The sequence below is a fragment of the Nonomuraea sp. CA-143628 genome, from assembly GCF_050942315.1.
Lineage (GTDB): Bacteria > Actinomycetota > Actinomycetes > Streptosporangiales > Streptosporangiaceae > Nonomuraea.
Genome location: NZ_CP192072.1, coordinates 4,753,898 through 4,766,731, shown reverse-complemented (window position 1 = coordinate 4,766,731; position 12,834 = coordinate 4,753,898). Strand labels below are relative to the sequence as shown.

General features: G+C 70.2%; 11 protein-coding genes. 4 read left to right on the top strand and 7 right to left on the bottom strand.

The annotated features are described in order from the left end of the window. Positions 1–40: 40 nt before the first annotated feature. The 3 genes from ACQP2T_RS21925 to ACQP2T_RS21915 form a co-directional block, all read right to left on the bottom strand. Positions 41–1,258, bottom strand: a complete 1,218-nt coding sequence (locus ACQP2T_RS21925; protein WP_357951456.1) for a type III PLP-dependent enzyme — start codon at positions 1,256–1,258, stop codon at positions 41–43. Continuing rightward, positions 1,255–2,739 (bottom strand): AMP-binding protein, encoded by a 1,485-nt coding sequence (locus tag ACQP2T_RS21920; RefSeq protein ID WP_433517965.1) that lies wholly within the window; start codon positions 2,737–2,739, stop codon positions 1,255–1,257. The genes ACQP2T_RS21925 and ACQP2T_RS21920 overlap by 4 nt, the downstream gene beginning before the upstream one ends. A 161-nt stretch (positions 2,740–2,900) precedes the next feature. After that, positions 2,901–4,463, bottom strand: coding sequence for an AMP-binding protein (locus tag ACQP2T_RS21915; protein ID WP_433517964.1), 1,563 nt, complete (start codon positions 4,461–4,463; stop codon positions 2,901–2,903). 51 nt (positions 4,464–4,514) lie between these two features. On the opposite strand from ACQP2T_RS21915, the gene ACQP2T_RS21910 reads away from it, so the two are divergent. After that, entirely contained in the window at positions 4,515–4,799 is a 285-nt protein-coding gene (locus tag ACQP2T_RS21910) for a phosphopantetheine-binding protein (RefSeq protein WP_433517963.1), read from the top strand. 65 nt (positions 4,800–4,864) lie between these two features. Here ACQP2T_RS21910 and ACQP2T_RS21905 read toward each other — a convergent pair whose 3' ends face one another. From ACQP2T_RS21905 to ACQP2T_RS21890, 4 genes are read right to left on the bottom strand one after another with little or no spacing between them, the layout of a single operon-like run. Beyond that, complete coding sequence (locus ACQP2T_RS21905; RefSeq protein WP_433517962.1) at positions 4,865–5,809, bottom strand: ACP S-malonyltransferase; 945 nt, start codon at positions 5,807–5,809, stop codon at positions 4,865–4,867. After that, positions 5,802–6,728, bottom strand: a complete 927-nt coding sequence (locus ACQP2T_RS21900; protein WP_433517961.1) for a proline iminopeptidase-family hydrolase — start codon at positions 6,726–6,728, stop codon at positions 5,802–5,804. Before ACQP2T_RS21900 ends, ACQP2T_RS21905 begins: the two co-directional genes overlap by 8 nt. Continuing rightward, complete coding sequence (locus ACQP2T_RS21895; protein ID WP_433517960.1) at positions 6,725–7,840, bottom strand: DegT/DnrJ/EryC1/StrS family aminotransferase; 1,116 nt, start codon at positions 7,838–7,840, stop codon at positions 6,725–6,727. The genes ACQP2T_RS21900 and ACQP2T_RS21895 overlap by 4 nt, the downstream gene beginning before the upstream one ends. Positions 7,841–7,844: 4 nt before the next feature. After that, the gene (locus tag ACQP2T_RS21890) at positions 7,845–8,435 is read right to left on the bottom strand and encodes a dTDP-4-dehydrorhamnose 3,5-epimerase family protein (RefSeq protein ID WP_433517959.1); all 591 of its coding nucleotides are present in this window, start codon (positions 8,433–8,435) and stop codon (positions 7,845–7,847) included. A gap of 499 nt (positions 8,436–8,934) precedes the next feature. On the opposite strand from ACQP2T_RS21890, the gene ACQP2T_RS21885 reads away from it, so the two are divergent. From ACQP2T_RS21885 to ACQP2T_RS21875, 3 genes are read left to right on the top strand one after another with little or no spacing between them, the layout of a single operon-like run. Continuing rightward, the gene (locus ACQP2T_RS21885) at positions 8,935–10,353 is read left to right on the top strand and encodes an acyl-CoA carboxylase subunit beta (RefSeq protein ID WP_433517958.1); all 1,419 of its coding nucleotides are present in this window, start codon (positions 8,935–8,937) and stop codon (positions 10,351–10,353) included. Positions 10,354–10,383: 30 nt separating this feature from the next. Then, positions 10,384–11,742: a crotonyl-CoA carboxylase/reductase gene (gene ccrA, locus ACQP2T_RS21880; RefSeq protein ID WP_433517957.1), complete on the top strand. Its 1,359-nt coding sequence runs from the start codon at positions 10,384–10,386 to the stop codon at positions 11,740–11,742. 31 nt (positions 11,743–11,773) lie between these two features. Continuing rightward, entirely contained in the window at positions 11,774–12,772 is a 999-nt protein-coding gene (locus ACQP2T_RS21875) for a 3-oxoacyl-ACP synthase III family protein (protein WP_433517956.1), read from the top strand. The last annotated feature ends 62 nt before the right edge of the window (positions 12,773–12,834 follow it).

Here is a 12,834-nt window from a genome sequence, read left to right as displayed (position 1 = left end):
ATGTCATATGGACTTGCGGTTGAGGTCGATCCGGGGGGTGTCACTCGTACTTGCGGTTGAATTCGATCCGGGAGACGGACACCACTTGGTGGCCGTGCGCGACGACCTCGATGGGCGCCGGGTGGCCCAGGAACATCACGAGGCTCGCGGTCATGCCGTAGGCGCCCGCGTTGGGGATGGTCACGACGTCGCCGGGTGCCAGCGGGGGCAGCGAGACGTTCCTGGCGAGGATGTCGCCGGGGGTGCAGAGCGGGCCGACCAGGGTCGCGGGCGACCGTTCGCCGTCGTGGGTGGCGCCGTTGAGCTCCACCGAGACCGGCAGGAGCCTGCCCAGGCCGGACATGCCGCCGAGGGTGTTGATGCCGGCGTCCAGGATGACGAATCTGCGGCCGCGGCTCTCCTTGACGTTGACCACGGTGCAGACCAGCGTTCCGCAGTCGCCGGCCAGGTAGCGGCCGGACTCGCAGGCGATCTGGGGCGTGCCCGCCCGCCAGCCGGCGAACTTCGCGTCGAGGACGGTCTCCAGCCCGGCGCGCAGGCCGCCGTACACGGGCCGCTCTCCCCCGGTGAGGTACGGCGCGGCGAATCCGCCGCCGATGTCCAGCAGGCGGATCGGCAGGCCCGTCTCCCGCTCCAGGCGCGCGGCCACCGAGATGGTGTGGTCGAACTCGGCGACCAGGCTCTCCTCGTCCTTGGAGTTGCTCAGGGAGAACAGGTGCGCCCCCGCCAGCCGCGTGCCGGGCACCGCCCGGAGCTCCGGCATCAGCGCGGGGATCGTCTCCTCGTCGAAGCCGAACTGGGAGGGCGCACCGGTCATCCGGATGCTGGTGGCGGCGCCGGGCTCGGCGCTGTTGACGCGCAGCAGGCAGTCCACGAGCACGCCACGGCGGGAGGCGACCTGCCCGACATGCCACAGGTCGGTGGGCGACTCGACGGAGAACAGGCGGACGCCGCCGTCGACGGCGACCTCCAGTTCCTCGGTGGTCTTGCCCGGTCCGGTCAGGAGCACCTCGGAGCCGTCGAAGCCCGCGGCGAACGCCGCGTTCAGCTCGCCGGTCGAGCTGATCTCGGCGAGCGCGCCGCCGTCGCGGAGCGCTCGGGCGATCTCCGGGTGCGGGTTGGCCTTGAAGGAGTAGAACAGCGAGAACCCGCCGGGCAGGGCCTGACGCAGGTCCTTCTGCGCGGTGGCGACGCGGTCCAGGTCGTAGACGTACAGCGGGGAGCCGTAGCGAGCGGCGAGCTCGGCGTACCAGTTCACGCGTGACCTCCGTCGAGCAGCAGGGCCAGCTGTTTGCGCTCGTTCTTGCCGTTGAGCGTCAGCGGGAAGCGGGGCAGGACATGACAGGCGGCCGGCACCTTCGCGGGTTCGAGCCGCTGTTTCAGCGCGTTGAGCACGCTGCTGGGCGTCAGATCGGCCTCGACGAAGACCACGAGGTCACGGCCGTCGGCCGGGGGCAGCACCACGGCCGCGCGGACACCGGGGACGTCCATGGCGGCCGCCTCGATCTCGGTCGTGCTCATCCGGGTGCCCCGGCGTTTGAACATGTCGTCTCTGCGGCCTTCGAAGTACAGGTAGCCGTCCTTGTCGAGCCGGCCGTAGTCGCCGGTGTGCAGACGGACCTCGCCGGTGACCGGGTCGCGGCGGTAGGCGCGAGCGGTGAGCTCGGGGTCGCGCCAGTAACCGGCCATCACGTTGGGACCGGCGACCACGATCTCCCCGGTCTCCCCGGCTGGCAGCGGGCGGCCCGCGCCGTCGAGGATGTCCACCCGGGTGCCGGGCAGCGGGCGGCCGACCGCGCCGGGCCGGTCCCGGTCGAGCTCGGGCTCCATGATCGTGACGCGTTTGCACTCGGTGATGCCGTACATGCGCACCACCCGGGCTCCGGGGGCGCAGGCGCGCAGGCTCCGGATGGTCGCCTCCGGCAGCGCGGCCCCGGTGTTGGTGAACATCCGCACCTTCGACACCGAGCCGGTCGCCCGCCGGGCCAGGGTCGCGATCATGCCGCCCAGGGACGGGACGACGGGTACGACGGTCGCGCCGGCGTCGCTGATCTGGCCGAGCAGCATCAGGTCGGATCCGTCCTCGGCCAGGACCAGCTCGGCGCCGCCGAGCGCGGCGAGGAAGATCTGGTAGAGGCCGTAGTCGAAGGACATGGGCAGCCGGCAGAAGACCACGTCGTCCGGCCCGTAGCCGAGCACCGCGTTGATCGCCGAGGCGGCGAAGGTGACCTGCGCGTGCGGGCAGATCACTCCCTTTGGCGCGGCGGTGCTGCCCGAGGTGTAGATCAAGATGGCGACGTCCGAGGGCAGGACCTTGACCGGCTCACGCGCGGCCGAGTGCTCACGCGTAGTCGGCCCCTGCGCGGCAAGCTGCCCCGCCAGCTCCTCGACCTCGGGCCAGAAGTCGTCGATGTCGCGCACCGGCATGGTGGCGACCTCGCGCATGGCCTCACCGCCACCGATGACCAGCGTGGGCTCCGCGTCCTGAAGGACGGAGCGGAGGTGGAAGGCCTTCATCTCGGGGTGCAGCGGCACGAAGACGGCACCGAGCCGCGAGAGGCCGTAGACGATGGGCACCGTCTCCCGCCGGTTGGCCAGCTGGACGATGACCCGGTCCCCCGGGCCCACGCCACTGGCCGCCAGCCGGCGGGCGACGGCGTGGCTGAGCTCGCCGACCCGCTGGTAGCTCCACGCGCCGCGCGCGTCGCGGACCGCGTCGCCCTCAGGTCTCGCGTCCATGGCCTCATCGAGCAGATCGTGGATGAGGCCCGATCGAAGAAACCGCGTCCCGTCCAATATCGTCCTCCCGCCCAGGTGGGAAAAGGAATTTCCAGGAATGTCGATCAATGAAAAAGCAAATCACTGAAAAGTTATCCCGAACCCTGATTTCCAATAGACCCCTACCGCCCCCCTAAAGCGCCCCTCCCCTCTTCCGCGACCCGCTCACGTTTACCCACCAGGCCCGCCGCCAGCTCCCGCAGGCCCGCTCTGTCGACTTTTCTGTTGGGATTCAGCGGCAGCTCGTCGAGATACCGATAGTGGCGCGGAATGAGACCGGCCGGCAGCGTCTCGACGAGCCGGGCGGTGAAATCGGTAGGGGGTAGCCGAATGCCGGTGTAGAACACGACGGGCACGGCGGTGCCGTCCTTCTCGGCACTCACGGTGACCGCGTCCGCCACTCCGGCGACGCCGCGCACGGCGTGGTCGATCTCGGCCAGCTCGACCCGCCAGCCGTGCACCTGGATCTGGGCGTCGGCTCTGCCGAGGTAGACGAGTTCGCCGTTGTCGGCGACCCGGACGCGGTCGCCGGTGTTGTACCAGGTGCGGCCGTCCCGCTCGACGAATCGGCCCTTGTCGTCGGCCGGATCGAGGTATCCCGGAGTCAGCTGCGGCCCGGTGATCCACAGCTCCCCCTCGTCGCGGACGGTCCGGCCGTCCTCGTCCACCAGGAGGTGGCCGTGGCCGGGATGCACCGTGCCGATCGGGGACAGGCCGTTGACGCAGCGGCCGGGCGAGGTCTCCTCCGACCAGCGGTGGCCGGTGATCGTGATCGTCAGCTCGGTCGGCCCGTAGAGGTTCTCCACGGTGGAGGCGCTCGCGGCCCGCTGCCAGTCGGCGGCGTCCGCGCTCTTCAGCGCCTCTCCGGCGAAGAAGCTCCAGCGCAGGGTTGGCATCGCGCCCGCGCCGAGCCCGCCCGTCCTGCGCACCAGGGAGATCGCGCTGGGGGTGGAGAACCACACGGTGATCCCCTGCTCGGCCAGGTATCGGGGCAGGTCGCCGTACGCGTGCGGCGGCACGGCCACCGCGGTCCCGCCGGCCGCCCAGGCGCAGAACAGGTCGAACATCGCGCAGTCGAAGGTCAGGTCGAAGGTCTGCGAGAACACGTCGTCAGGGGTGAAGTCGTAGCGTCCGGCCAGCAGCTCGAAGTAGTGCGCGGTGTTCCCGTGGGTGATAGGCACCCCCTTGGGACGGCCCGTCGACCCCGAGGTGAACAGCACGTACGCGGTGTCGGCGGGGTCGACCGGCCGCGGCGCGGCCAACGCCCGCCCGCCGCCGAGCGCGTCGGGGGTGAGGACGAGCACGTCCACCCCCTGGGCGCGGAGCTCGGCCGCCCGCTTCTGGCCGCGGTCATCGACGATCAGCGCCGACACCCCGGCGGCCTCGATCATCTGGCGGGTTCTGGCGGCCGGGAAGTCGGGCTGGAGCGGCACCACCGCCGCGCCCGCGTACAGGCCGGCGAGCAGGCCGGCGTAGGCCGTGCCCCCTTTGTCGGCCAGAACCCCTACGGCACCGAGCGGGCGGGGCGCGGCCCGCAGCAGCGCGCCGGCCCAGCGCAGAGCCGACCGATGGAGCTCGGCGTAACTCGCCGTGTCCGGCCCGGCCCGGAAGGCCGGCCGCTCTGGCGCCATGCCGAGGCCGCGCAGGAAATGCGCGTAGAGGGGTCGCGAATAATCTGCGCTCATCTGAACCACCCATTATGGACATTCGCCTTGCCGCCGGATAACGTCGGCGCCGTGAGCTCTTTAGCGATAACCGGAGAAAGGAAATCAGCCGTCATGTGGGATGCCCGATTCGAAGAACTCCTGCGGCCACTTCTGCCGTTTCTGCCGCCTGATGACAAGCTCGCCGAAAATGCCGATCTCCCCGGTCTCGGCCTCGATTCACTCGGCATCGTCGAGCTGCTGGCCGCACTCGAGGAGACGTACGGCGTGCGATTCAGGGACGAGGCGCTGACGAAGGAGACGTTCGCGACTCCGGGCACACTCTGGAAAGTCCTGTCCGGGATTCCCGCGACCTGACCGACCGCCGCCCGACCGGCCGCCCGCCTGATCGACCGGCGCCTGACGAGGTCCACGGGGCCTCGTCAGGCCGATGGGACCGACGGCCGCGGCAGCACCGCCATCCTCGGGTTCACCGGAACCACGGTGAAGCTCCGCGTGGTGACGGGCACCCGGCCGAACATGGCGTCCTGGCCACTGACGACGACCTTCGTGACATTGAGCCGCCGCAGCGTGGCCACCACCTCGGGCCAGCGCAGCGGCCGGACGAAGCCGTCGAGCACCATGGCCCGCACGCCCGCCGCGCCGGTCAGCAGCGTCCCGTCGTGATCGTCGACGACCGGCAGCCGCGGGTCGGTGAAGCGCAGAGCGCCGAACACCTCCTCCTCGGCCCTCTTGCGCAGCGGCTCCAGCACGGCCGCGTGCATGGGCGGCCGCATCCTGTACAGCGGCAGCCCGCCGAGCGCCCGGATCCTGCCTTCCAGCCACGCCGCCCGCCGCTCCCGCAGCGAGACCATGTAGAAGTCGTGGTCGATGTAGCAGGAGACGTCGTGCCATTCCCCCTGCTCACGCAGTTCGGCCACCAGCTCGCTCAGCTTGTCCTCGGGAACGCGGACGAAGGAGCAGGTGACGAGGTCGCGGTGCTCGTGCGCGAAGTAGTCCGCCGTACAGCGGGCCAGCTCGGCGGTCATGCGCACGGCGTCGGGGAAGGACAGCGCGCCCGAGTAGGCGGCGGCCGCCTTGCCGCCGAAGCTCGGGCCCGCGCACACGTGCGGGGCGATGTCCAGCGTCCGCTCGGCCCATTCGGCCAGGGCCAGGCTGTTCACCAGGAACGCCACCTGGGCCGCCTCCGAGTAGTCGTCCTCGGAGTCGCGGAAGCGGTCGGCCAGCGAGTAGCCCAGCACCTCGTCGGCGCGCGCGACCAGCCGCCGCGCGACGGGGTCGCCGAGCATGAACGCGTCGACGTCGGTGAACCGGGTGGGTCCCATCCCGGGGAAGACGATCGCGGTCCGCATGTCCACTTCACTCACCCAGGCCCTTCAGGAAATCGATCAGCACCTGGGTGAACCGTTCGGGCTCCTCCAGGTGCGGCGTGTGGCTGGACTCCTCGAAGACCTCCCACCGCACGTCGGGGATGAGATCGAAGTACGGTCGCACGGTGGCGGGGGTGGCCTCGTCGTGCCGCCCGGAGATGAGCAGCGTGGGCACCTGGATGTCCGCGACGCGGTCCTCCACGCCCCAGTCGCGCAGCGAGCCGATCACGTGGAACTCGCTGGGGCCGTTCATCGCGTAGTAGACCGTCGGGTCGTTGTAGATCTCCATGAACGTGGCGACGAACTCACGCGGCCAGGGGTCCAGGGTGCAGACGTGCCGGTTGTAGAAGACCATCATCGCGTCGAAGTACTCCTGGGAGTCGGTCGTGCCCGCGGCCTCGTGCCGGCGCAGCGTCTCGTCGACGCCGTCGGGCAGCCGGTCGCGCAGCACCCGCATCTCACTCAGCCAGAGCCGGTAGGAGGCGGGGGCGTCGGCGATCACCAGGCCGCGCAGGCCCTCCGGTCCGGCCGAGGCGTGCAGGGCGGCCAGCATGCCGCCCCACGACTGTCCGACCAGCACGTAGTCGTCGCGCACACCGAGCCGGCACAGCAGGTTGTCCAGCTCGTCGAGGAACAGCTGCGGTGTCCAGAATTCCGCCCCCTTGTCGGGCAGATGGGTGGAGCCGCCGTTGCCGAGCTGGTCGTAGTGCACGACGGGCCAGCCGTGCTGGGCGAGGACGGCCAGGCCGACCAGATAGTCGTGCGTGCTGCCCGGGCCGCCGTGCAGGACAACGACGGCCGGACGGCCCGCGCCGCCCGGCTCGCCGGTGATCCGGTACCAGGTCCGGTGCTCTCCGAACGGCACCGTGCCCTTCGTCGCCCGCCCTGCGTTGTGTACGGCGGCGGGCGCGCTCACCAGCCCCGCCTGACGGTGTCCGCGATGTGCGCGCGCTGCTCCTCGGTGACCCACCAGCCGACGGGCACGCACACCACGCGCGGCGCCACGTGGTCAAGGCCGGGCAGCAGCGACGCGTACGGGCGCATGACGGTGTGCAGGTCGTTGCGCTCGTGCACGTTGCTGACCATGATCCCGGCCTCGTCCATGCGCTTCATGAAGCCCTCGCGGTCCTCCACCTTCATCGGGTAGATCCAGAAGGAGGACTGGCGGTCGGCGGCCCGTTCGGTCAGCTCGACGCCGGGGACACCGGCCAGCTCCCTGTCGTAGAAGGCGGCGTTGGCACGGTGCCGGGCCACCACCTCCTCCGCCCACGCCAGATTGGCCAGGCCGATGGAGGCGTTGATGTCGTTCATGTGGAACTTGAAGCCCCACTCCGTGACGTCCGGCGGGTTGCGCAGCCGGTCGGCCGTACGGTCGATGCCGAACCAGCGCAGCCGCTCGGCGCGCCGGCGCAGCTCCTCGCTCGGCAGGACGAGAGCGCCCCCGTCACCGCAGGTCAGATGCTTGATGGCCTGGAAGCTGAACACGCACAGGTTGCCATGGCTGCCGATGGGCGCGCCGCGGTAGGTCGCGCCCCACGCGTGCGCGCAGTCCTCGATCACCGGCGGGCGGACGCCGAATCTGGCCTCGGCCTGGTCGAGGATCTCGCGGAGCCGGTCGAGGTCGAGGGGGTAGCCGCCGAAGTGGACGATCATGATCGCCCGTGTCTTCGGCGAGATCTTGCGGGCCAGGTCGTCCAGATCGACGTTGAGGGTGGCCGGGTCGACGTCCACCCACTTGACGCGCAGCCGGTTGGCCATGATCGCCCAGTTGGTGGCCTCCATGGTCAACGGCGTGGACAGCACCTCGCCGCCGTCGTCGGCATCCTCGCGGGCGACCATGTGCAGGGCGAGGTGCAGGCCCGCCGTGGCGCTGTTGACCGTGACCACCTCGTCCCGGCCGATCCGCCCGGCGATCGCCCGCTCGAACTCCTGGACCTTGGCGCCCTGGCCGATCATGCCGCTGCCGATGACCTGGGCGGCCATCGCCGGCGCCTCGGGAGACATCGCCACCCGGAACAGTGGGATCATGCCGTCACCTCGTGAGCGTGAGATCGTCGAGTTCGGCGTACAACGCCCGGCACTCGGCCATGGTGGGCAGCAGCCCGCGCTCGGCGGCCTCGCGCAGGGAGGGCGCCGCCGCGTCCTTGTCGGAGCGCACGGGCTCGGGCTCAGTGGGCCAGGGCAGCCCGAGTTCCGGGTCGAGCGAGTTGATGATGACCTCGGAGCCCGGCGACCAGGTGCTGGAGCACATGTACACGACGGTCGCCTCGTCGGTCAGCGGCGCGAACCCGTGCGCCAGCCCTTCCGCCAGGTACAGGGCGTGCCGGTTCGCGGCGGTCAGCTCGACCGCGACGTGCTCGCCGTACGTGGGCGAGCCGACGCGGATGTCGAGCACGATGTCGACGATGCCCCCCTGCGCACAGCTGACATAACGGGCCTGACCCGGCAGCGCGATGGCGTGCATGCCGCGGATGGTCCCGCGCCGGGACAGCGAGCAGTTGAGCTGCGCGACCGACAACCGATGGCCCACCGCCCGCTCGAACGCCGGCTGGCTGAACACTTCGAGGAAAACTCCCCGGTGGTCGGAGTGGACGTCCGGAGTGATCAGGAAAGCTTTCTCCACGCCAAGCTCGGCTATCTCCATGCGCATGCCTTTCAGCCATAGGAAATCTGGCCGTACGTCGAAATGACGGCACCATGATTGGCTGTCGAAGACGCGCGGAACAACCCCTACCGGCCCCCCTAGCGGCAACTATGGCGCAATATGAGATAAAGTCATTATTTCTCGGAACGTTCCCACTCCGCAGGGCCTGCGCCGTCAGCCGGACAACCCGTATGCGGATCGGCATCGGGCCTGACGTGCGGACATGATCGCAGCTGTGGTGGCTTCGCCCACGAAACATCGCCGCGGATCAGCCCCGGGACGACGCCGTTCGCCCTCGCTCAGCAACGCTACAGGGCGCTTAGGGGGACTGGTAAGGGTTGTGTGGAGATAGCGCGTAGATAAGCCTATTTTCAGCAGTCTGCTGGAATCCATCAGAAAAGTCCTCAGCGTTGGCGCTGGAGGTAGGAAACATGCGGGAAACAATAAATTCAACCCTGCATGAGAACGGGAGACGGCGTTGACCGCCACACCGATCACGCAGGAACACTTCCCGCTCGATCAGCGTGCGCCGGCCGTACGGCTGGCCCGGCTGCTCGACGCCGACTCGGTAGTGCCCCTGCATGACCCTGACGCCAGCGGCGTGTCCGCGGCCAGTGGCCGCATCGCGGGCCACAAGGTGATCACCTTCTGCACCGACCCGGCCAACATGGGCGGCGCGCTCGGCGCCGCGGGCTGCGACAAGATCGTGTCGGCCATCGACGCTGCGCTGCTCGAAGGCTGCCCGGTGATCGGCCTGTGGCACTCCGGCGGTGCCCGGCTGGCGGACGGCGTGGAGTCGATGGACGGTGTCGGGCGGATGTTCGCCGCGATGACCCGTGCCTCCGGGCGCGTGCCGCAGATCTCGGTCATCCTCGGCCCGGCCGCCGGAGCCGCCGCCTACGGTCCCGCGCTCACCGACGTGGTGATCATGTCCAGGGCCGGCCGGATGTTCGTGACCGGCCCCGACGTCGTGCGGTCCGTCACCGGTGAGCAGATCGACATGGAGTCACTGGGCGGCGCCGAGACGCACAGCCGCAAGTCGGGCGTGGCGCACATCGTGGTCGACTCCGAGAGCGACGCGTACGAGGCCACGCGCCAGGTGACCCTGCTGCTGGCCCATCGCGCCCGCGTCGAACCCCACCTCGCCACGGCCGGGAAGGACCTGCGCTCTCTGCTGCCGGAGCGGGCGCGGCGGGCCTATGACGTGCGCCCGCTGGTACGCGAGATCCTCGACGAGGGCACCCCCTTCATGGAGCTCCAGCCGCGCTGGGCCCCCAACGTCGTCGTCGGCCTCGGCCGCCTGACCGGCGGGAGCGTCGGCGTGATCGCCAACAATCCCCTGCGCATGGGCGGCTGCCTCGACTCGCTGAGCGCCGAGAAGGCCTCGCGGTTCGTCCGCATGTGCAACGCGTTCGGCATTCCGCTGATCGTGCTCGTCGACGTTCCCGGTTACCTGCCCGGCGTCACCCAGGAATGGGGTGGCGTGGTCAGGCGGGGCGCCAAGCTGCTGCACGCCTTCGCCGAGGCGGCGGTCCCCCGCGTCACGCTGGTCACGCGCCAGTCGTACGGCGGGGCGTACATCGCCATGAACTCCCGCTCGCTCGGCGCGTCCGCGGTGTTCGCCTGGCCGGAGGCGAAGATCGCGGTGATGAGCGCGGAGGCGGCGGTGGGCATCCTGCACCGCAAGCGCCTGGCCGCCGCCCACGACGATGAGCGCGCGGAGCTGCGGCAGCGGCTCGTCGCCGAGCACACCCTCGTCGCGGGAGGTGTCGCCCGCGCCGTGGCGCTGGGCGTCGTCGACGAGGTGATCGACCCCGCGCAGACCCGGCCCAAGCTCGCCATGGCGCTCGCGGCGGCCTCGGCGACACGAGGCCGTCACGGCAACATCCCGCTGTGACCGGCTTACCCCCACATCAAGAGGAGTGACATGGATCCCATGGCCGAGGCCCTGCTGGGCGGAGCCGCGCCCGGCGACCTGGCGAAGATCGCGTTGCCGAAGGAGTATCCGGCTTCTTACCTCCGGGTCGAGGACACCGAGATGTTCGCTGGTATGGAGGACAAGGACGTGCGCAAATCGCTGCGCGTCGGCCTGGTGCCCATGCCGGAGCTCGCGCCCGACGAGGTCGTGGTGGCGGTGATGGCCAGCTCGATCAACTACAACACCGTCTGGTCGGCGACCTTCGAGCCGCTACCGACGTTCGGCTTCCTCAAGCGCTTCGGCCGGGCGGGCGGGTTCGCGGCGCGGCACGACCAGCCGTACCACGTGCTGGGTTCCGACGGAGCCGGGGTCATCGTCGCGGTCGGCGCGGGCGTGCGTCGCTGGCGCGTCGGCGACCACGTCGTCATCAGTCCGATCCAGGCCGACGACCAGGAAGCGGCGACGCACGACGACGGCATGCTCGGCGCCGAGCAGCGGGTCTGGGGATTCGAGACCAACTTCGGCGGGCTGGCGCACTACACCCTGGCGCGGGCCAGTCAGCTGGCGCCCAAGCCGGCGCACCTGACCTGGGAGGAGGCCGCCTGCGTCACGCTGTGCGCGGGCACGGTCTATCGCATGCTGGTCAGCGCCCGGGGCGCCCGGATGAAACAGGGCGACATCGTCCTGATCTGGGGCGCGGCCGGCGGCCTGGGCGCGTACGCCGTGCAGATGGTGAAGAACGGCGGCGGCATCCCCGTGGGCGTCGTCGGCTCGGACTCGAAGGCCCGGATCCTGAGAAGTCTCGGCTGCGACGTCATCATCAACCGCAACGACATCGGGATGACCGACGACATCGACAGCACGCCCGAACAGGCGATAGCGCTGGGCAAGCGCCTGGGAGCGGCCATCCGCGCGGCGGTCGGCGAGGACCCGCACATCGTCATGGACTACGTGGGCAGGGCGACGTTCGCCACCTCGGTGTTCGTGACCCGCCGGGGCGGCTCGGTCGTCACCTGCGGCTCCAGCACCGGATTCCAGCACCACTACGACAACCGGTATCTCTGGATGCACCTCAAGCGCATCATCGGCAGCCATGCGGCGAACCTGCAGGAGGTGCGGGAGTGCGTGCGGCTGTTCGACCTCGGGATGGTGGCGCCGACCCTGTCGACGGTCTATCCGCTGGACGAGGTCGCGGAGGCCACCCGGCTGGTGCAGACCAACGCCCACATCGGCAAGGTCGGCGTGCTGTGCATGGCGCCCGAGCCCGGACTGGGCGTCACCGACCCCGCGCGGCGCGCCGAGATCGGCGAGCAGCGGATCAATCCGCTGCGCGACCTGGCGGACGCCGCCCCCGCGGCGCTGGCGTAGGCGTGGCTTCCAGGAGAAGGCGGAGCTGACAGTGGCCGGACACACTACCGGGATCCTGGCGACCGGTTCGTATCTCCCCGGGGACGAGGTCGCCAACGAGGACCTGGCGGCGCGGGTGGGCGTCGACGCGGAGTGGATCCTGCGCAAGACGCAGATCGGGTTCCGCCGGCACGCCGCCGCGCACGAGGCGACCTCGGACCTCGCCGTACAGGCCAGCCTGGACGCGCTGCGGCGCGCCGACATCGACGTGGGCCGTATCGGCTACATCATCGTGGCGACCTCCACCGGCGACTTCCCCCAGCCTCCGACGTCTTACCTCGTGCAGGACGCGCTGGGCGCGCGTGCCGCCGCCTGCTTCGACATCAACGTCGTCTGCAGCGGATTCGTGTACGCGCTCGCCATCGCCGACAGCCTCATCGCGCGCCGCCCGGACACCTACGCCCTGGTCATCGGTGCCGACCTGTACAGCAGGCAGCTCGACTTCACCGACCGCCGCACCTCCGTGCTGTTCGGCGACGGGTCCGGCGTCGCCGTCGTCGGCGCGGTGCCCGAGCGCTCGGGGTTCATCGACTTCGAGCTGTCCAGCCACGGTGCCGATCACCGGCTCATCGGCATCAAGGCGGGCGGCAGCAGGCATCCGGCCTCGCCCCAGACCGTCGCGGACGGCGAGCACTACTTCAGAATGGACGGCCGCGCGGTGACGGAGTTCGTGCTGGAGCACGTGCCGCCCGCGATGAAGAGCCTGGTGGACCGCGCCGGGTTCGGGCTGGACGAGATCGACACGTTCGTACCCCATCAGGCGAACGGCCGCCTGGTGACGGAGCTGGTCGAGCGCTGCGGCCTCACCGGCTCGCACACCCCGCGCACTCTGGAGAGGTACGGCAACCTGGGCAGCGCCTCCGTGGCCGTCGCGCTCGACGAGGCGAATCGGGCGGGAATCCTCAAACAGGACGACCTCGTCCTGCTCGCCGGTTTCGGCGGCGGCATGTCGGTAGGCGCCTGCCTGCTCCGCTGGACGACCGGAGCTTGAACCACCAGAGCTTTGACGACCAGAGCTTCAACGACCAGAGCTTCAACGACCGAGCTTGACGA

What these genes read in the sequence shown, in the direction of transcription:
- ACQP2T_RS21920 (WP_433517965.1), bottom strand. Translation starts at nt 2,739, where the DNA reads ATGGACGCGAGACCTGAGGGCGACGCGGTCCGCGACGCGCGCGGCGCG.
- ACQP2T_RS21915 (WP_433517964.1), bottom strand. Translation starts at nt 4,463, where the DNA reads ATGAGCGCAGATTATTCGCGACCCCTCTACGCGCATTTCCTGCGCGGC.
- ACQP2T_RS21895 (WP_433517960.1), bottom strand. Translation starts at nt 7,840, where the DNA reads ATGATCCCACTGTTCCGGGTGGCGATGTCTCCCGAGGCGCCGGCGATG.
- ccrA (WP_433517957.1), top strand. Translation starts at nt 10,384, where the DNA reads ATGGATCCCATGGCCGAGGCCCTGCTGGGCGGAGCCGCGCCCGGCGAC.